Origin of the sequence: Paenibacillus sp. GM2 (assembly GCF_900069005.2) — a bacterium.
In the GTDB taxonomy this organism is placed as follows: Bacteria; Bacillota; Bacilli; order Paenibacillales; family Paenibacillaceae; genus Fontibacillus.
This window is the reverse complement of sequence record NZ_LN831279.1, coordinates 1-20,180: the sequence shown is the minus strand read 5'-3', so window position 1 is coordinate 20,180 and position 20,180 is coordinate 1. Positions and strand designations below refer to the sequence as shown.

The window sequence follows — 20,180 nt, the reverse complement described above, 5'->3', positions numbered from 1 at the left end:
ATCGTTCTACTTGCGGCCTTCTCCGGATAGGCCAGAGAATTTCACTAGAAAAGTATTAATCTCATAAGGCTTGAAGCTATGGCGGATCTCGAGACCGTTCACTGCTTCCGATAGAGGGCGTTCCATCAGATCGCACACCTGCCAGGAGTAAACCGGGTAATCGCTGGATAATGTGACCTCGCTACGTCCCCCCAGATATTCATGTAGTCGGACGATCAGACCGTCGCCTTGCTCTGACAGCTTCACCGCATCAATCGCGATGCCGTCGGCATCCGTTCGGATCAGCGACCTGCCGGCTCCGGCGGCATATCCTCCCTGTACCGCCTGCAGCAGGTTATTCAGCGACCATGCCTCCTCCACCGTTCTTCCGACAGCCCAATCTCCCAGATGCGGCAGCAAAGCGTAAGTGAAGAGATGCTCGCCTTGGTCTGCCTGCCAATCCGGCTCGGTGGCCGACTTAATCAATGACAGCCTCATCACATGATCCTTGATGTCGTACCCATATTTGCAATCATTGAGCAAGCTCACGCCATACCCTCGCTCCGACAAATCAGCCCATTGATGCCCCACACTTTCGAAACGCGCATAATCCCAGCTCGTATTCCAGTGGGTCGGCCGCTTCACATTGCCAAATTGAATATCGTAAGTGGCTTCTGTCGATCTTACCGCAACCGGGAACGCAACCTTCAATAACTGCTGCCGTTCGTGCCAATCGACCAGCGTCTCAAAGTCGATCCGCCGACTTCCCGAGTACACCTTAACTTTCTGGGTAAGGGTTGAGTCCATATAATCCCATTTCAATTCCAGTACAGCGGCTAACGGTCCGCTCTCAATCAAGGACATGGACTGCAAATCCGTAATCTCCCGCATTTTCTCCTGATAGAACAGATCAATATCCCATGCCTCATACATTTTTGGCTTATCCTCGAACACCTGCAGTACATTGCCGCACTCTCCCGCAGCGAGGACTTCCCGCTCCGCTTCCCGATCGTAAATGCGGGTTAATTGCCCCGCCTCGTTCCACTCAAGAACATAAAATGGAGTGGTCAGCCGGGAGGCTTCCCAGTGGAATGGCACATCCTGCTGGATTGGTTCAGCCGGGCGGGCTTTAAGGATTGCAGCCCCCATCATAGGAAGATCAGGAACCTCGATCAGCCATTTGTCCCCCTGTCTTTGTGAACGCAGCACGCGCCCGCTTCCGTCTCTCCATTCCCTGTCTTGGCCCTCCGCATCCGTTAAAATGACAAGATCGCTGCGCTTATAGAAGGCACCATTAAACACTGTATATTCTATTTCATCTCTTCCGCTGTTTAAGGCCATTAGACCCTCTTTGGCCGATGCGGCGGCTTCCTCACCAATCCGAAGCGCTTCCGCATACTCCGCCCGGGAATCCTCATATACCTCGCGGATGGAAGAGCCAGGAATGATATCATGGAACTGATTGCGCAAAATGATTTTCCAGCCCTCATATAGCTGCTGAGCCGGATACCTGGAGAAATCCCCTGTCTCCGCAGCCAGTATCGCTTGCAGCCATTCGGATTCCCGATACAGCAGCTCCAGCTTCCGGTTCATCCGTTTGTTATAGGCCTGGCTCGTATATGTGCCTCTATGGAATTCCAGATACAGCTCTCCATCCCATGTGTGGACATACTCATCCGTGCTCTCAATCGTTGTCTGCAACCGTTCAAAATACGTATCAGCCCGCCCCGTCTTCACATTTGGAACCCCTGGAATCTCATCCAGTCTGCGGCGCATTTCCAGCATCTCACGGTTAACTCCGCCGCCGCCATCGCCATACCCGTAAGACAATAACAGCTCTCTGTTCAGATTCTTGTCCCTGTACTGGTCCCAGATGCCCTGCACGGAGAACGGCTCGATCAACCCGTTGTATGTATAATACCAAGCGCTGGACTCGGGCCCTTCCGGTGTCGTAATGAAATGGGCCAGCACCTCGGTACCGTCCATGCCTCTCCAACGGAACGTATCATGCGGCATACGATTGTATTGACTCCAACTGATTTTGGTCGTCATAAAGGTGTCGATGCCTGATTTGCGTAAAATCTGCGGCAGCGCCCAGCTGTAGCCAAAAACATCTGGCAGCCAGAGATATTTGCATTCCGCGCCGAATTCCTCGCGGAAGAACTTCGTACCGTACAGAATCTGACGAACCAGCGATTCTCCGCTCGTCAGGTTACAGTCCGCCTCCAGCCACATCGCCCCGCCAGCCTCCCAACGTCCTTCCTTGATACGATCGGCAATTTCGGCGTAAATCTCCGGGTAGTCCTGCTTGATATAGTCGTACAGCTGCGGCTGGGTCTGCAGGAAGATATACTCGGGATACTGCTTCATCAACCTCAGAACGGTGGAGAAGGAACGCGCCGCTTTCTCCCGCGTATGAGTCAGCCGCCACAGCCAGGCGACATCGATATGGGTATGGCCCACTGCCGTAACCGTAACCGGATGCTCTCGCTGCATCGCCGCCAGCTTCGTCTGCAGCAGGGCATTGCCCGCAGCGACGGAGGCATAGAAAGCCTCGCTGCCGGGCCGCGACCAATCCAGTTCTGCAAACGCACGATTCAGCGCCGTGATCAGCTCCTGCTTCTCCGGCTGGCTATCCGCCAGCTGCCTGCTGACGGCAAGTACAGCCCGACCGGTGAAGTATAGGTCATCCGCCGCTTCATCCAAGCAAGCCAGCTCTGCCAGCTTAATGCGATGCTCCTGTGGCGTTGGCTTCCCGCCGCCTTCAAGACCAGACCACAGACGGAAGGCAAAATCGAGCGTACTCCCCGCAGCATCTTCCTCGAGAAACACCTCCTGGTGATTGGAATCTACGCCCTGATACGGCTTCCCGTTCAGGAACAGCAGAGCTTCAAATCCGCTATTGTTGCCTCCGCCTGTCCGTCCAAAATCAAAGCGGCCTACAATACGCCGGCCTTTCCAGTCCGTCGGCACGTCCACCCGCTTGTACATCCACAAATAACGGTCTCGGCCGGTCCAGTGCTCCCCCAAACGGATAACGGATTGTCCGGCAGGCTGTGAAGGATATTTTCCATTGGCTCCCTCCTCATCCTCCTGTATCTTCCACTCCACCAACTGCATAGCTTCTCGGTAACGATAGGTCTCCAACTCCTTAATACGCGCTTCCAGCTTCTCTTCCGTCCAAAACATACACTTCTCCTCCTTTAGTTTATAACACGTGTTATATGCTATGAAATAAGCGGTTACCCACAAAGTGGGACCGCATTTTACACCTGGTGAAAAAAGAACTAGTGGGCATTCGACCTCTTCTTTACCAGCACTACCTGTTACGCGCTTTCACCCGGTCTCAGAATGGCCGGCAGCCATACCTTTTCCGGCAGCTCCCGCTCCAACTCTATCTGTCCCAGTACACAGCGCACTGCTTCCTCCCCCATGCTCACATAGGGAATCTCTACGCAGCTTAGTGCAGGAAGGCTTAGACGATGGCCCTGAATCATATTGTCCGCAGCCATGATCTTCAGTTCTTCCCCGATGGGCAAACCCAGGCTGTGTGCCGCCCGGTAAAGATCGGGAACCGCATTGGACCAATTGACAAGCACAGGAGGCAGCGTTTCTCCGGCTCCCGCTTGGGCTACACCCTCCAGCCATTCCAACCAATTGACCTGGCCCTCCTTCTCTTCATGACGGGAGACCTTCGGACTCAGGTTATACTTGCGGCACCATTCCATATAAGCAGCTTTGCGCATCTTCTCCGCCCAGATTACCCGACCTGCAGGTGCTCCATAGACCTCTGCATATAACGGAGCCCCTTTCATATCAGGGTTGCGCTTCAACAGATAGTCCAGCGCCATCGTTACACTGCCTTTGTAATCAGCCAGCACCGAAGATACGCCGGATGTCTCCGCATAACCTTCAACCGATACGTAGGGTACACCTGCAGCTTGGACTTTCGCAGCCCATTCCTTGCTCCGATAGCTTGTGCTGTCCAGCGTAACGATTCCGTCGATCTTCCGCTGATGATAGAGATCCAGCAGCTCATTCCTCGCTTCTCCTGATTGTCTGTATCCTGGAGAACACAGCAGAATATGGTATCCCCTGGCCTCGGATTCCCGCTGCATGCCCTCCAACAGGCGGATGAACAGCGGATGCCGGGTGTCGCCAAAGGCTGCCAGCGTCATGCTGCGTCCCGTCTTCATGCTGCGCGCCTGGGCGTCCACATGATAGTCCAGCTCGCGGATTGCAGCCAGCACTTTCTCCCGTGTCTCCGCACTGACCCCGATCCCGGGCGTCGCATTCAACACCGCGGATACTACGCTGCGAGATACGCCGGCCAGCCGGGCCACATCGTGGCTGGTAATTCTTTTTCTTCCCATATTAGCACCTCGGCAAGAGTATAACACGTGTTATAAAAGATGTATAGACGTTTTTTATGATAGCCTTCCCTTCGTTAGCTTGCTCAAGTTAACTAGCTTTCGCTAAGCAAAAACGTCTCCCGTCCATACTATGCGCAAATGTTTGAAGCTACAAAACGAGTTATTAATAAATACGCTAAACGAAATGGAACCATTGATACAGATTGCAAACAACAGTTGGCAATTGCCTTTATCCTGGCAATTCGTCGTTTTGATCTTAGTCGTTACAGATAATACAAAGACAAGCCATGTGGAGTTTGCTTCACATGGCTTGTCTTTGTTTTTACATACTGTATTCCAAATTATTTTTAGAGAAATATTCGAGGGGGAAGTCCAGAGAACGAATAACCGGCGCTTGCCGGCGTTCGCCCTCCAAAGCACTATCGTCGAGTAGATGGTTCCTCATAGCTTTGCAAGCCCGCGTCGCGCAAAGTTCTTCCGACATAGCCCAACTCTCGACGTGCAGCGGCATCGTTGACTGTGAACTCACGCCCGATCATGCGTATCATCGAGCGTGAGATCGGCGGATCTCCGTCTTTCCGCGTGACGGCCCAGATCGTGTCGAGCAGCCGGCCAATGGCAGAGGCAAGCCAGTAGGGCATCGAACGCAGCTTATCGATGGACAGGCCCTGTAAGTTTGCGAGCGAGGTGACGAACTCACGGAAAGTCTGCCCTTCCTGGTCTTTGATGAAGAAGGCATGACCGCCTTCTCCGCGTTTGAGAGCGCATTGTATGGCTTCTACCACATTGTCCACGTGGCAGGTTGAAAAAGCGTAGTCACCGCGGTTGATGAAGGCGAACTGTCCAGATCTGACTGCTTCGGGAAGCCCTTGACTAAACGGATCACCAGGTCCCCAAATAGCCGGAGGGCGAAGCGCGATGGTGCGAAAGCCCGGTTTGTTAGCTGCCAGAACCATTGATTCGGCCCGTGCCTTGCTCGCCAGGTAGGCGGAGAAGTGGTTCGGGAAAATCGGCGTGCTTTCATCAACGTTGCAGATTGGCGTACCGCCATTATCCATGAGAATTCCCGCTGCGCTGATGTAGACGAATGTCTTCGCACCGGCGGACTCGGCTGCCTTCAACAAGGCTATGGTTCCATCAACGTTGGTGCGGAAGAAGGGTTCGCGAGATCCCGAAAAGCGGAACAGGGCGGCCGCGTGTACAACCGCATCAATCACCGGTAATATGAGTGGCGTGCTGCTTTCGAGATCGGCATCGACTGGCGTAGCACCCATGGACTTGAGTTTGGCGTGAGATGATATGGAGCGCGTAAGTGCGAAAATCTCGTGACCGTCCTCTATGAGCTTCGGGATTAGGCGACCACCTACCAGACCAGTACCTCCCGTGACAAGAATTTTCATTGTGTTCGTCCTTTCTGTTCAGGATTTAGGATGGACCGTATGGCACCCTCACGGATTTGCACCAGGATTTCTGAAGTGGATGACGTGGGTGGCACCGCTTTGCGTAGCCGAGTTGTGACGTATAGTAGAGATGCAGCATTTGCAGATGCCCACATGAGATCCGCAGCCACCTCCACCATCGGCCTGAGCAAGCCCTCACGCAATCCTTTGATCCGGTTATGGCGCTACGCGCCCGTTACAAGAAAATCGAATATACGATTCCGGTCTTGCCTTTAACTAGAATCATGATACAATAAAAGCTACCGTTCGGTATCTTTTATTGTACAACAAGCTGTTCCAGAATGAAATAGCGCCAAGCCATTTTAATTTCATGAGAGGTATTCGCCTCTTTGGAATAACTAAAACTTATAGGAGGATTTGAGAATGACTGAAAAGTAGATTTTAAAGGTAATGGACTGATCTCGCCTTATTTTCCGCCGAATTAAAGAGTTGTTACATAATGAATAGGTAGTGTGCGCCAGGACAAGGAAGTAATTATATATTTGTTTAAAACGGATCTAAAATTCTCATTTGTTACTCGGGATAGGCGCATTCAAATGCTTCTCAAATCAAATCTTGAGAAGAAAGACTGCATGGTCGATCAAGCGTATGATGATAAATCATCATTTCTTAAAACACGACAGTTCGACTATAGTCCCGTTACATTGGTCGCAGACAACTCCTTATCAGGATGAGATCACTCTTTATTCTAAGATCAAGAAAATGAAATTCAAAAAAGAAAGCTATTGGATAAGCCACAACAATCAGGGGAGCTGAAGTAAGATGAGTGAGGCAGCAGAAACAATAGAGGGTTGGTACGCGTTGCATGATTTCCGCACCATTGACTGGGTTGCCTGGGAAAGTGCAACTGCAGAAGAACGCGAGTATGCAAAACATGATTTGATGACGCTAATCTACGAATGGTCGGCGGTCGAATCCAGAATGGAAGGCAGCTTGGCAATGTACGCCATCGTCGGCCAGAAGGCAGACATTATGTTTATAAACCTACGCGAGACACTCGAGGAGTTGGACTCAGTGGAGAACGCATTTAATCGTTCTCGGTTCGCCAAATTCGTAAAACCCGTTTATTCGTACGTCAGTGTCGTCGAGCTGAGCAATTATTTAGCAGCTCCCGGCTCCGATCCGATGCAAGTTCCCGAAGTAGCGACTCGCCTTAAGCCAATCTTACCCAAGGCGAAACATATCTGCTTTTACCCTATGAACAAGCGACGCATGCTCAACGATAACTGGTACATGCTTTCTCTGGAGGAGCGCAAAAACTTCATGCGCAGTCACGGTATGATCGGCCGCACTTATGCAGGCAAGGTCAAGCAGATTATCACCGGCTCGGTCGGCTTCGACGATTGGGAGTGGGGTGTTACACTGTTTGCCGACGATCCGCTGCAGTTTAAAAAGCTCGTCTATGAGATGCGGTTTGACGAGACTAGCGCACGCTTCGGCGAATTCGGCCAGTTTTACGTCGGCAATATACTCACACCCGGTGGCTTGACAGAGTTACTGAACGTGTGAGGCCAAAAGAGTCGCGGACGTTCAGATTGTCGACGTGTCGCGACTCCATACGAAATTGTTAAGTGAATGAATACGTGTCCCCCTCCTTCCTCTCAATTGGTTCTAGCACGGAATTGTTTCAACTGATGCAGTTTATCAGCGGCATATTCAGCATTGCTATTTTGTCCAGTGCAATAGCATCCTCCGCCAAGCCCCTGCAAAACTATTCTGGGGACTAGCCATGGCAGCGGTTTCGGTAAATTTATGTACATTTATGCACGTGAGACGACTAGCCAAAGTGCCGTGTAATTTTCTTCATCTCAAACAAGTTGAACTGAAACGTTATTGGTTTCATCAAGTTGTCAGAGAGAATTGATCCTTCCTGAACGAATATGGGAGAAGATGTGGACCGCGATTAGATTGCTGAAGGAAAGAGATATAATCAACTCAAATTACAAATCACTTTGGAAGGGAGGTCGTAAGGAATGGGAATTGATACGGTACTATGGAGCAGGCTGGTGACAGGAATGACACTAGGGTTCCATATGATATTCGCGACGATTGGTGTCGGTATCCCTCTCATGATCGCGATTGCTGAGTTCATCGGCATCCGCAAGCAAGATTCTCATTACACACTGATGGCTAAGAGGTGGGCGCGGGGATTTGTTATATCCGTCGCAGTTGGTGTCGTAACAGGTACGGCAATTTCACTGCAATTGGCATTGGTATGGCCGAATTTTATGAAGTTGGCGGGGAACGTTATTGCACTTCCGTTATTCATGGAGGTATTTGCATTCTTTTTTGAAGCTATCTTCCTAGGCATTTATCTATATACGTGGGATCGGTTCAAGAACCCCTATATTCATTGGCTGCTCACACTCCCCATTGTCGCAGGGGCAGGCATGTCTGCTGTTTTTATTACGACTGTGAATGGTTTTATGAACCAACCTGGGGGATTCACAATGCAAGGCGGACAATTTACAGCCGTTAATCCAGTGCAAGCGATGCTGAATACGGCGACGTTCTCCAAAGTGTTCCATGTATTAAGCTCAGCCTACTTAACAGGAGCAGCTCTGCTAGCAGGGATTGCGGCTTTTACGATACTTAGAAAAGGGGTTACTGGATACCACAAAAAAGCGTTAAAGCTTATGATGGCCGTTGTCATGTTATTCGGACTGCTGAACACAGTAGCTGGAGATACATCTGCCAAGTTCTTGGCCGAGCATCAACCGGAAAAGCTGGCTGCTGCGGAATGGCATTTTGAGACCGGGAGCGGCGCGGATTTGATTCTATTGGGGTGGCTTAATGCCGAGCATAAAATGATTGGCGCAATTCACCTACCGAAGTTTCTCAGCTTCCTGGCTTTTGGAAATTTTAATGCGAAAGTAACAGGTCTGAATGAATTTTCTCCAGATGAACAACCTTCGCTCCTTGTGCATTATTTTTTTGATTTGATGGCTGGCATAGGGTTTGCGTTATTGGGTATATCCGTTCTGTATTTCCTATTTACATTCTGGAAAAAACGCAATGAGCACAACAAATGGCTGCTCCGCATTATTGCTCTAGGTGCGCCGCTCGCATTTTTGGGAGTCGAGTTGGGCTGGTTTTACGCCGAGTTGGGGCGGCAGCCCTGGATTTTACGAGGATATATGCGTGTAGAAGAAGCGGCAACGACATCGCCCAGCGTGAGAATTCTTTTCTTCCTCTTCCTTCTTCTTTACATCGTATTAGGCGTGGTTAGTGTTCTTGTTCTTCGGCGCTTGTTTCACAATAATCCGGCAGAAACTGAGATGGAGAAGTGGGCGCAGCATGCGGGTAACAAGAGGTCCGGGAAGGATGCGCATGCCTGATGAGTTATGATTTGATTGGAATTTCAGTACTTTGGCTGTTTTTGTACGGGTATCTTATTATAGCCTCCATTGACTTTGGAGCCGGTTTCTTTGCCTTTTATGCCCGCCTGACCAAGCAAGATCACCTCATTAATCGTCTGATTTCTCGTTATTTGTCACCCGTATGGGAGATCACAAATGTATTTTTTGTCTTTTTCTACATCGGCATGATCGGATTTTTTCCGGATACAGCGTATTATTATGGCTCGGCGCTTATTGTTCCAGGGAGTGTTGCAATCGTGCTGCTTGCTATTCGTGGCTCGTTCTATGCATTTGAAAACTATGGGTCCAAAAATAATATGGTCTATCTGTTTTTATACGGTGCAACGGGTTTGCTGATCCCAGCTTCATTGTCCGTGGCGTTAACCCTGTCTGAAGGCAGCTTTATCTTGAAGCAGGGTCAGACGGTTTCTCTGGATTACTGGGCTTTATTAACCAATCCATTATCGTGGAGCATCGTTGGATTGGCAATTGTGTCTGTTTTGTTTATTAGTGCCTGTTTTCTAACGTTTTACGCTTCACGAGCAGAGGACAAAGCTGCCTTAAAGCTTATGCGGACCTATGCGTTGTTCTGGAGCACGCCGACGATTATTATCGCCCTGACGGCCTTTATCTATTTGGGGCAACATAATGAGCGGCACTATCAAAATATGATGGATTTATGGTGGCTGTTAGCACTTTCTGTTACCTTTTTCATCATTGCGTTGTGGCTGTTATACCGCGGCCGCCGCTATGGGGTAGCATTTGTTTGCATCATGCTGCAATTTCTCTGTGCCTTTTTCACTTACGGGATTGGGCAGTATCCCTATATTCTTGATCCCTACATTACGATTCAAAGCAGCGTTACCTCATCCTCAATGGGCTTCGCGCTGGTTGTCGTATTTATCGGGGGTATGTGTCTATTAATTCCTTCTCTTATTTTGGTTTTCAAGCTGTTTCTATTTGATGCGGATTACGTGAAAGGGAAAAAGTAGGCTGATTACTCGCAGGCTATTACCATAAAAGGAGTTGAGTTTGGTGAAGGAGAAAAGAAGCTTGATGGCTATACAGTTAACCGCGCAACGCAAACGTCTCATTTACCTGTCATTCATCTCGCTCGCACTAGGCGCCGCGGTTGTAAGTCAGGCTGCACTGCTGGCTGAAGCCGTTCAGCAGATCTTTGTAGAGAAAGCATCTTTATCATCAGTTGCCCTACTGCTTGGCATCCTACTGGTCGTGATGACGATACGTACCCTGTTGTCATTAGGGAATGCCACAGTTGGTTTGCAAATGGCAGCAACCGCCAAAACAAACATGCGAGCAGCCGTGCTTGAAAATTTCATGCATGCTTCCATGCCTTCCTCCCTTCAAGAGCAAACGGGGGGAAAGGTCAGCATTGCGCTGGATGCAGTGGATGAGGCGGATAGTTATTTCAGTCAATACATGCCGCGCATGGTGGAAATGGCCATTATCCCCATTCTGATTATAGTCGTTACGTTTATCCAACATGCCAATTCAGGTATCATCATGCTGGTTACAGCACCGTTTATACCGATTTTTATGATTTTGATAGGACTGAAAACAAAAAATAAATCAGAAGAAAAGTATGCGCAGTTGGCTGAATTTGCCGGTACATTTCTAGATTCCCTTCAAGGGCTCGTTACGTTAAAAATATTCGGACGAGCCCGCCATCAGCAGCAAGAAATCGAACGTAGTAGCTTAAGATACCGCGATGCCACAATGGATATTTTGAAGATTGCGTTTACGAATACCTTTATGCTGGAATCAATTGTGATGCTGAGCATCGGGATTGTTGCTCTCGAACTGGCCATTCAGCTCCTTGTTTTCAAATCGATGTCTTTTCACACGGCCTTTTTTGTTTTGCTGCTCGTGCCCGAATTTTACAGCTTATTAAAGAGTTCAGGAACAGCCTTTCACAATGGGCGAACCAGTATGGGAGCGGTTCGCAAGGTCGAAACCATGCTCGCGGACACGAACGATGGAAACAATCTGAAGGATCAGCCGATAGGGCTTCAGCCATTTCCGAAGAAGCTGGTTCCAATGCCGCCCACCATTGAACTGGACAATGTCCGGTTTCAGTATGCACCTGACTCATTTGAGCTGAATACAGGTTCGATTACAATTGGACCAGGGGATCATATTGCCCTTGTTGGTCATAGCGGATCCGGTAAAACAACCTTGCTCCATCTTATATCGGGTTTACTAAGACCGGTGTCGGGGACCATTTGGGTGAGTGGAATCCCGCTTACTCAACAGAATGAGACGAGATGGTTCGAACATATCAGCTACATTACACAGCATCCTTACATTTTTGCAGGTACCTTCGCTGATAATATCGCAGTTGGCGCCGGGCGGAAAGTCTCCAGGGCTGAAATTGAGGCAGCGGCTGCGGACGCGGGTCTTTCACAGGTTGTATCCCAACTGGAGCAGGGAATTGATACCCCCGTCGGTGAAGGCGGTAGAGGACTATCCGGTGGGGAAAAGCAGCGGCTTGCCATAGCGCGGGCTTTTTTGAAGCGACCTTCCATTATTTTGTTCGATGAACCGACCGTTGGACTCGACCTTCACACCGAGGGCATCCTGCAACATTCGATTGCAACCTTGGCAAAATCAGCGACGATGATTACGGTTGCTCACCGACTGTATACCATTCGAAATGCGGACAACATTTTATTTATGGACCATGGCGTCCTAATAGGCTCGGGACATCACGACGCGCTTATGAAATGTCTACCTGCGTACGCAGAGATGGTCGATATCCAACGTAAAGGGGGGGCGAGATGAACGAATTGGCTATTTTGTTCCAAGCTATGATTAGGGAACGCAAAGATATTATTCTTTCCATTTTAGGTGGATTTGTCGCCGGTATTGCTGGTGTGATCCTCTTTTCTGCGAGCGGATACCTAATTTCGCAAACGGTGTTTGCACCTCCGCTGTATACTCTGATTGTACTTACTTCATTGGTCAAGCTGCTCGGTTTGATTCGAGCGATGAGTCGTTATGGCGAGCGCTTATATTCGCATAGAGCGACGTTCTCTATGCTTAGCCGATTGCGAACATCCTTTTTTGCCAAGCTCATTCCTCTAACGCCGGGCATTTTAAGCAATAAACGAAGCGGGGATCTGCTTGCGCGAATCGTTGGGGATGTTGAAAGTTTGCAGCACTACTTCTTACGTGTCGCGTATCCGCCGATTATTGTTGTCATGGTGTTCTTGACAACAATGCTGGCTGCCGCCTCCTTTTCTTTCTGGATGGCCTGCTTGATGTTACTCGGTATGCTGGGAACCGTATGGGTCGTGCCGGGAATCGTGTTGCTAGGATACCGGAAAATCAATGGGCAGGTTCGCAATCAGCGGGCTTTGCTGTCTACGGAACTAACAGAGGTATTGTATGGTTTCCGGGATCTCAAAGTTTATGGGCAGCTTGCACAGCGGGAACAGCAACTACGCCAAGCTTCTGCTGCATTGGCAGCCGAGCAGCAGCAAGCGGCCGGGCAACTGCTACGTGGACAATCGATGCATGTCTTTATCACATATCTGATTTCCTGGGGAGTGTTGGCACTTGGTGCTTATCTGATATCAAATGGAACGCTAGCTGGCGTATATCTGGCTATGCTTGTCATGGCCTCATTAACTGTATTTGAAGAAGCAGCGGCTATGGCCACTTTGCCAGCCTATAAGCAAGATAGCGAACATGCAGCCAAGCGGCTGACGGAAGCAGTATTGACTCCTACAGTGCAGCCGGTTCAGCCAAGTCGTACGTTAAATACCGACCATGCCGTTTCTATTGAACTATCTAGCGTTTTATTTCAATATAAAGACGAGTGGAGGCCAGCATTGAAGAACGTTTCGTTGCAAATTCCACCAGGATCCAAAACAGCGATTGTCGGACCTAGCGGTTCGGGAAAGTCCACGTTGATTGAGTTGTTGCTCAAGCTACGTACACCAACGGCTGGGGACTTGCGACTGAGCGGCATATCAGTACAGGAACTGGAGGAGTCGAGCATCTGGAAAACGGCTAATGTCGTGCTGCAGCAAAGCCATTTTTTCCGGGGAACGATCCGGGATAATTTGCTCATGGATGGTGAGCATTATTCTGACGGCGACCTTTTGAATATTCTCGCTAAAGTACAATTGCCAACCATCTCGTTAACGGACCCCGTGTACGAAAAGGGAGCAAATTTATCGGAAGGCGAAAAACAGCGTTTGGCCCTGGCGCGGGCCATACTTCGCAAGGGAAAGCTATGGCTGCTGGATGAGCCGACGTCTTCGCTGGACTATGTGACAGAGCAACGTGTTTTGACGTACCTATACGAGCAAGCGTCCGCAGATACGCTTCTGCTAATTTGTCACCGGCTCAACGGTTTGGAAGGAATGGATAGAATCGTCGTTATGGAGCAAGGAGGGGTAGTAGAAACGGGTTCGTATTCCGAATTGATGGAGCAAAAAGGCTATTTTTATAAGATGAAACAAATTGAGTTACAATTAATTGGCGCTACGGGGGACTGAGCAAATTGCACTCAGACGTCGGAGCGGGAAGAAGGAAATTGATTATGAATAATGGGTTAATCAACGCTATTATCGCTTATATCATGTGGGGAGTTCTCCCACTTTATTGGAAGCTGTTTAATGATGTGCCCGCAGGCGAAATTTTATCGCATCGGGTTGTCTGGTCGTTTGTCTTCATGGGTATTCTCGTCACCGTCCAGCGCCGCTGGGGTGATATGAAGCGGATTGTGACTAGCCGTTCGCTCCTGCTATCGCTCACCGCCAGCGGACTATTGATCGCTGCTAATTGGCTCATCTTCATCTGGGCTGTCAACAACAACCATGTCGTTGAGACAAGCCTCGGCTATTATTTAAACCCGCTGCTGAACGTGTTACTAGCGATCGTCTTCCTTCACGAGAAGCCGAATCGTGGCCAGTGGCTCGCGATTGCCGTCGCTGGCGCGGCGGTGCTCATCATCGCAATCGACTATGGGCGATTTCCGTGGGTCGCAATCTCGCTGGCTGCATCGTTTGGCTTATACGGCCTTGCGAAAAAGAAGATTGCGCTAAACGCTTCTGTGGGCTTGTTGTCGGAGACAATTGTAGTTCTACCCATTGCGCTCGGCTACTGGGTCTATTTGGCCTCCGTGGGCAAGGCGATGACATGGACACTGGCTCCTTCTATGTTCATCGGGCTACTCCTTTCGGGCGTAGTAACGGCACTGCCGCTGTTCTTCTTTGCACGAGCAGCCGCCCGCATGGCGTTTTCCACACTCGGATTCGTACAATACATCGGGCCGACAATCATGCTGTTACTGAGCGTATTTGTGTTCGAGGAATCGGTTTCGTCTACCCTTCTCGTCGGTTTTGCACTCATTTGGACAGCGCTTGTTATATACGCTGTGGCATCGGTTCGTGGCACAAAAGTCACGAAGATGAATGTACCCCATGAAAAAACTATGTATGACGAGGCCTTCAGGTGTCAGAAAGTACAACATATTAATGAAGCGTCCAACCGGTGACAGACGTCGCCCGAGAACTGAAGATTAACCACGACACAGTGTATGGTTCTCCAATAATACGCTGCCTGTTCAACACAACGTGTTAAACAGCGAGTTCCAAGCGAAGAACCCCGAAGAGAAATAGGTTAGCGATATCTTCTATGTCTGGATCGCGGAAAGCTGGGCTGTATTGGGCCAAGCTTGTTGGTTAGCCAGGAAAGTAAAAAAGCCGCCTCATTCGGTAAAGTATTTGTACCCATGCAATCTCCCGAAACGTGGCGGCCTCATAAAAAAGCCTACTTCAATATACTGATTTCGGAAGAAAGCCTCCTTTCCTACCAAGCGAGATGCACTACGTCGATGTTGCGCGGAAATTCACCGTATATAAGTCATTTGTTTTTGGCGGAAGCTGCCTTCCAGCAGTAGAAGGGAATTTCGAGGATGGGGAGCAGCGGATGACGCGTAGCGGGTATGCAAGGTTGACCACTCCACCATTTATTCAAGCGTTTGCTTACTCTCATGATCAGATTCTACAATCAAAAAAACAGCCTCCTGCCTTGGGCTCCCCATAAGGGGTAAAAAACAGGGGGACAGCTACATCTCGGACTTCTTGGCGACTGTGGAGAATTCTACAATGTTCCGAAACAACAGGATATAAGCCCGATTTAAAACGCTACCCTCATTTGCTCGACCTGAAGTAACATTCTGGTCGCAACAAATACTTTTATGTCGATATACCTCCAATATGTTGAGAGAGATCATATAAGCATCTTATTCTCTCTACGCTCCCAAGCACAACTGATTAACTATTTTTCAAACAACAATTCTGTAAATAGAACGCAAAGGATGCTGTATTCATTTGCATATGCTTATTATCCCCATCTAACTTGCTGAGTAAAATGCCTCCTTCGAGCAAGGAAAAGGCAAATGTAGCAAGTGCATCCGCATTCAAATCCTCCTTAAACTCCCCACTATTTATCCCGTTAAGAATTATACTCTTTATCATATCCAAATGGTTATGCAGCCCTTGTCTCGCCCGTTCTCGAAGCTCCGCATGAGTATCGTCACTTTCTACTGCTGTATTCTGCATAGGACATCCGCCAACAAATGGTGGATTACCAACAACATCTTCATAAACACGAAAAAAAGCAAGTAATCTCCCTGATGCAGACTGCTCCCGGTCGACCGCCTCAGCAAATTTGCTGATAACTATACTGGCAGCGTAATTGTAGGCTTCAAGCGCAATCTCATCTTTATTTGTAAAATGTCGATAGATGCCTCCCTTCTTAATCCCGGTGTCGGCAATAATATCGTTTAACGATGTACCAGCATAACCTCTTTGATTAAAGATTGCTGCCGATTTCATAATAATATGCTCTCTTGTTCGTTCTCCTTTTTTCATAGTTTCCTCCAAATGATCTTATTCTAAACTAACATTATATCAAATTTACAGCCGAAACCTTGCCAAAGTTATAAATTCTGATATAATAAATGATACCGATCGGTATCATTTATTATAAAACAAACCCATTCCAAAGGCAATCTTGTTTGGCTTCGGCCTATTGTTTACCTCTAAGTTCTACTGGACAAACTTATGTGGAATGAATTTGGAACGAAACAGGAGGACTATTTAATGAGAATAAAAGTAGGCATTAATGGTTTTGGGCGAATTGGAAGACTCGCTTTCCGTCGTATTCAGGAAATGGAAAATATCGAAGTTGTAGCGATAAACGATTTGACTGATGCCAAAATGCTGGCGCATCTGCTCAAATATGATACTACACAAGGCACTTTCCATGGTGACATTGATGTTCATGATGGAGCTCTTACTGTTAACGGCCAAGAAATTAAAGTGCTGGCTAACCGCAACCCTGAAGAAATCCCTTGGGGCGAGCTTGGCGTAGCTATCGTACTCGAATGTACTGGTTTCTTTACCACCAAAGAAAAGGCAGAGCTTCACCTGAAAGGCGGAGCAAAGAAGGTCGTTATTTCCGCTCCGGCAACAGGCGACATGAAGACCATCGTATATAACGTAAACCATGAAGCACTGGACGGAACGGAAACCGTCATTTCCGGTGCTTCTTGCACAACGAACTGTCTCGCTCCCATGGCTAAAGCTTTGAACGATACATTTGGAATTCAGTCTGGGTTGATGACTACCGTTCACGCCTATACAGGCAACCAGAATACTCTTGATGCGCCAGATTCAAAAGGAAACTTCCGCGCAGCACGGGCTGCAGCCGAGAACATTGTTCCTTACTCCACCGGTGCTGCTAAAGCCATAGGCCTTGTTCTTCCTGAATTGAAGGGTAAACTTGATGGTGCATCTCAGCGTGTACCTGTAGCAACAGGCTCCGTAACAGAACTCGTAGCTGTTTTAAACACGAAGGTTACGGTTGAAGAAGTTAATGCCGTTATGAGAAAAGCATCAGATCCAGAAACATACGGATATACTGAGGACGAGATCGTATCTTCCGATGTTAGAGGAATGACGTTTGGGTCTCTTTTTGATGCAACTCAAACCAAAGTTCTAACCGTTGGCGACCAGCAACTGGTGAAAACCGTAGCCTGGTACGATAATGAAATGTCTTACACCGCGCAATTGGTTAGAACATTAGAATACTTCGCTAAAATCGCCAAGTAAATCATTGCCATTCTTCTTCACCCTAGCTGCAAGCATCAAAAAAGCAGGGTTTATATGTACTGTACGGAAAGCTGCATAAGCAAGAACAAGATCGGTACTTCCGATTTCTAGAAAGTTACGCCAGGTGAAGAGTTAAGTTTTATCAGGACATGATTGATGAAACAAAGAAAATACGAACGGTGAAGCTAGTTAGCGCAGCCTTTATGAAAGGAGTTATGAAGTGGGAGATTCTCAGGAATTGTTCGAAGATGTAGATGATGTATTGAGAAGATTGCGTCCTTTTTTAAAGCGCGATGGTGGAGATGCCGAATTAGTTCAAGTTAAGGACGGAGTGGCTAAGCTAAAATTCTTGGGAGCGTGCAACGGCTGTCCCAGCGCAACGATCACATTGAAGGCTGGAATTGAACGTGCCATTTTTGAAGAAGTGGATGGCATTCATGAAGTCGTCCAAGTCTTCTAGAGAGAGGGTGCCCACACAAACTACCTCCTTGCTGACATATGTTTGGATGCCTTTCCCCTACAATAAAAGCGTAAACTAACTTGAAAAACATACTGCTTCATGACGAAGATTGCTCTATATCCAACGAAAGTATGAACTTCTGAAAAGATGGGCTTTTCCAAGGTGCATGAAGTGATCGTGCTTCAAATTGGCCACAGCACTCTGCCTCTGCCGCCATCTCGCTAGGTCTGCGGCATAACTTTGAAAGGATCGATACATTCGAGAAACGGCAGCGCCATGGTCTCGCGGGCAGAAGATGTCCTAATTTGGCCCTCTTCGGGAGGCTTCGTGGCAGTAGAGTGACCTCAGCATTGATCGGCGCTAGCTAAGTTAGTCAAATTGAGGATGCGGTATCGTTAAATGTACCGAAGCTTAACCGTAAGTACTGAAACGGATCGAAGCGATTTGGCTCGGATAATTTACTTTCAATATAGGGGGCGGGGACAACAGTCCCCGCTTATTCTATTCTATCTATACTATTATTTTTAAAAGCTATATTTCCACGTAAATATTAATGGCGATAACAATCAAAGTAGATACTTAATGGTATTGTGAACTCTTTTCTCGAAATCTTAATCCAATTGACAATGTAGCAGGTTACAGCATCTTTATATAGCTCGCGAATATTGAGCTTTGTAGCCAAGCTACCTGGCGTCAAAAGTTTAATAATTGCATTTGCTTACCCTATAATCTCTTTTCCACAGACCATGCATGGGCTTGCGTTCATGCTGAGCCTTTACACTCTCCTCCTTGTTCCTCCCTATTCTCTCTTCCTCCCCATTTACATAACAGGAAGCAATCATCAAATCTTAATGTTACCTTGATTTATGCAATGAAAACAAAGCTGATTGTGGCAAATCCCGCTACTCTTAAACGTTCTATGAACTACTGATCCGTATTAAGGAACAACAGGAAGCTCATCGCTTATCTTATGGCAATGCTTACTGCACAGACTACCTGGAGTATATTTATGTCGATACATTGAGGCAGCGCATTAAGCCAGACTACATTACTCAGCATTCTCCATTCTGTTGAACAGACACGGTTTTAAGCGAATCCTGTATCACGACCTTCGTCATAGCTGTGCCCAGCTTGTTAGTAACCAACGGTGTGAGCATGAAAGAAGTTCAAGAATGGCTAGGGCATAGCGACTACTCAACAACAGCAAATATTTATTCACATTTGAAATACAACTCGAAAGTATCTTCAGCTCAAGCCATGAGTGGAGTACTAAAACTCAAATAAAAAAAGCCCATTGGAAAGTATCTCCAATGAACTCTTTTAGCTATACCGGCGAGAGGACTCGAACCTCCACGGTTTCCCACTCGATTTTGAGTCGAGCGCGTCTGCCATTCCGCCACGCCGGCTTATAAATGGCGCGCCCTAAGAGATTCGAACTCCTGACCTTTTGATTCGTAGTCAAACGCTCTATCCAGCTGAGCTAAGGGCGCATATTTAGATGGAGCGGACGACGGGAATCGAACCCGCGACCCTCGCCTTGGCAAGGCGATGCTCTACCGCTGAGCCACGTCCGCATAAATTAAAAAACTGGTGAGCCATGAAGGACTCGAACCTTCGACACCCTGATTAAAAGTCAGGTGCTCTACCAACTGAGCTAATGGCTCTCATAAGTAAATCTGAGATGAAGTAAAGAGCCTTTAAGCACATTCTATGGCAATACATCTGCAGTACCAAAGTGTCAATGAATCATTACTTCCAAAGAACAGAAAACTTCTGTCCGGATTAAGAGAAAATGGCGGAGCCGACGGGATTCGAACCCGCGGTCTCCTGCGTGACAGGCAGGCATGTTAGGCCTCTACACCACGGCTCCACACTATAAAATTAAAGCTAATTGCGGGGGCAGGATTTGAACCTACGACCTTCGGGTTATGAGCCCGACGAGCTACCGGACTGCTCCACCCCGCGTCAATTAGAATATATGGTGGAGGCTAACGGGATCGAACCGCTGACCCTCTGCTTGTAAGGCAGATGCTCTCCCAGCTGAGCTAAGCCTCCATATTTTGGTGACCCGTAGGGGATTCGAACCCCTGTTACCTCCGTGAAAGGGAGGTGTCTTAACCCCTTGACCAACGGGCCATAAAAAATTTGGGTTCCCCAGAAAGAAAAAACGTTACTTTCTGGGGATTTGACTCCCCGAACAGGACTCGAACCTGTGACAACTCGATTAACAGTCGAGTGCTCTACCAACTGAGCTATCAGGGAACATTGCTTGGCGGCTTCCTACTCTCCCAGGACCCTTCGGTCCAAGTACCATCGGCGCTAGAGGGCTTAACGGTCGTGTTCGGGATGGGTACGTGTGGAACCCCTCCGCCATCGCCACCAAACGTTCAAGGTTAATC

The 20,180-nt window shown here is 48.3% G+C and carries 13 protein-coding genes, 9 tRNA genes and 1 rRNA gene; 9 read left to right on the top strand and 14 right to left on the bottom strand.

What is annotated here, in order from left to right:
* Positions 1-6: 6 nt before the first annotated feature.
* Together BN1360_RS10120 and BN1360_RS10115 are read right to left on the bottom strand one after the other, a co-directional pair.
* Entirely contained in the window at positions 7-3,168 is a 3,162-nt protein-coding gene (locus BN1360_RS10120; RefSeq protein ID WP_068779752.1) for an alpha-mannosidase, read from the bottom strand.
* Between the two features lie 137 nt (positions 3,169-3,305).
* Positions 3,306-4,352, bottom strand: coding sequence for a LacI family DNA-binding transcriptional regulator (locus tag BN1360_RS10115; protein ID WP_068779751.1), 1,047 nt, complete (start codon positions 4,350-4,352; stop codon positions 3,306-3,308).
* 138 nt (positions 4,353-4,490) lie between these two features.
* Here BN1360_RS10115 and BN1360_RS10110 point away from each other — a divergent pair, with 138 nt between their 5' ends.
* Positions 4,491-4,625, top strand: coding sequence for a helix-turn-helix domain-containing protein (locus BN1360_RS10110; protein ID WP_082790009.1), 135 nt, complete (start codon positions 4,491-4,493; stop codon positions 4,623-4,625).
* Positions 4,626-4,771: 146 nt separating this feature from the next.
* On the opposite strand, the gene BN1360_RS10105 is transcribed toward BN1360_RS10110, so the two are convergent.
* Positions 4,772-5,752: an NAD-dependent epimerase/dehydratase family protein gene (locus tag BN1360_RS10105; protein ID WP_068779750.1), complete on the bottom strand. Its 981-nt coding sequence runs from the start codon at positions 5,750-5,752 to the stop codon at positions 4,772-4,774.
* Positions 5,753-6,574: 822 nt separating this feature from the next.
* Here BN1360_RS10105 and hemQ point away from each other — a divergent pair.
* The 6 genes from hemQ (at position 6,575) to rarD (ending at position 14,698) form a co-directional block, all read left to right on the top strand.
* A complete protein-coding gene (gene hemQ / locus BN1360_RS10100; RefSeq protein WP_068779749.1) occupies positions 6,575-7,321 on the top strand; it encodes a hydrogen peroxide-dependent heme synthase in 747 nt (248 codons plus the stop codon).
* 464 nt (positions 7,322-7,785) lie between these two features.
* Positions 7,786-9,150: a cytochrome ubiquinol oxidase subunit I gene (locus BN1360_RS10095; RefSeq protein WP_068779748.1), complete on the top strand. Its 1,365-nt coding sequence runs from the start codon at positions 7,786-7,788 to the stop codon at positions 9,148-9,150.
* A complete protein-coding gene (locus BN1360_RS10090; RefSeq protein ID WP_082790008.1) occupies positions 9,150-10,163 on the top strand; it encodes a cytochrome d ubiquinol oxidase subunit II in 1,014 nt (337 codons plus the stop codon). Before BN1360_RS10095 ends, BN1360_RS10090 begins: the two co-directional genes overlap by 1 nt.
* Before the next feature lie 43 nt (positions 10,164-10,206).
* On the top strand, positions 10,207-11,973 hold the full coding sequence (gene cydD, locus BN1360_RS10085; protein WP_068779746.1) for a thiol reductant ABC exporter subunit CydD: 1,767 nt from the start codon (positions 10,207-10,209) through the stop codon (positions 11,971-11,973).
* Positions 11,970-13,697: a thiol reductant ABC exporter subunit CydC gene (cydC, locus tag BN1360_RS10080; protein ID WP_068779745.1), complete on the top strand. Its 1,728-nt coding sequence runs from the start codon at positions 11,970-11,972 to the stop codon at positions 13,695-13,697. The genes cydD and cydC overlap by 4 nt, the downstream gene beginning before the upstream one ends.
* Positions 13,698-13,741: 44 nt before the next feature.
* Positions 13,742-14,698, top strand: coding sequence for an EamA family transporter RarD (gene rarD, locus BN1360_RS10075; RefSeq protein WP_229520965.1), 957 nt, complete (start codon positions 13,742-13,744; stop codon positions 14,696-14,698).
* 781 nt (positions 14,699-15,479) lie between these two features.
* On the opposite strand, the gene BN1360_RS10070 is transcribed toward rarD, so the two are convergent.
* Positions 15,480-16,079, bottom strand: coding sequence for a TetR/AcrR family transcriptional regulator (locus BN1360_RS10070; protein WP_068779744.1), 600 nt, complete (start codon positions 16,077-16,079; stop codon positions 15,480-15,482).
* A 231-nt stretch (positions 16,080-16,310) separates the two neighbouring features.
* Here BN1360_RS10070 and gap point away from each other — a divergent pair, with 231 nt between their 5' ends.
* On the top strand, positions 16,311-17,321 hold the full coding sequence (gene gap, locus BN1360_RS10065) for a type I glyceraldehyde-3-phosphate dehydrogenase (RefSeq protein ID WP_068779743.1): 1,011 nt from the start codon (positions 16,311-16,313) through the stop codon (positions 17,319-17,321).
* Between the two features lie 220 nt (positions 17,322-17,541).
* A complete protein-coding gene (locus tag BN1360_RS10060; protein WP_068779742.1) occupies positions 17,542-17,781 on the top strand; it encodes a NifU family protein in 240 nt (79 codons plus the stop codon).
* A gap of 1,327 nt (positions 17,782-19,108) precedes the next feature.
* Here the strand turns inward: BN1360_RS10060 and BN1360_RS10055 are convergent.
* From BN1360_RS10055 to rrf, 10 genes are all read right to left on the bottom strand, one after another.
* Positions 19,109-19,187: transfer RNA gene (locus tag BN1360_RS10055), tRNA-Leu, on the bottom strand.
* A gap of 7 nt (positions 19,188-19,194) precedes the next feature.
* Positions 19,195-19,271 (bottom strand) — tRNA-Arg (locus tag BN1360_RS10050).
* Between the two features lie 9 nt (positions 19,272-19,280).
* A tRNA-Gly gene (locus BN1360_RS10045) sits at positions 19,281-19,355 on the bottom strand.
* A 14-nt stretch (positions 19,356-19,369) separates the two neighbouring features.
* Positions 19,370-19,445, bottom strand: a tRNA-Lys gene (locus BN1360_RS10040).
* Positions 19,446-19,574: 129 nt separating this feature from the next.
* Positions 19,575-19,651: transfer RNA gene (locus BN1360_RS10035), tRNA-Asp, on the bottom strand.
* 21 nt (positions 19,652-19,672) lie between these two features.
* Positions 19,673-19,746, bottom strand: a tRNA-Met gene (locus tag BN1360_RS10030).
* Positions 19,747-19,760: 14 nt separating this feature from the next.
* Positions 19,761-19,836 (bottom strand) — tRNA-Val (locus tag BN1360_RS10025).
* 6 nt (positions 19,837-19,842) lie between these two features.
* Positions 19,843-19,917 (bottom strand) — tRNA-Glu (locus BN1360_RS10020).
* A gap of 53 nt (positions 19,918-19,970) precedes the next feature.
* A tRNA-Asn gene (locus tag BN1360_RS10015) sits at positions 19,971-20,043 on the bottom strand.
* A 5-nt stretch (positions 20,044-20,048) separates the two neighbouring features.
* Positions 20,049-20,165 (bottom strand): 5S ribosomal RNA (gene rrf / locus BN1360_RS10010).
* Positions 20,166-20,180: the final 15 nt, after the last annotated feature.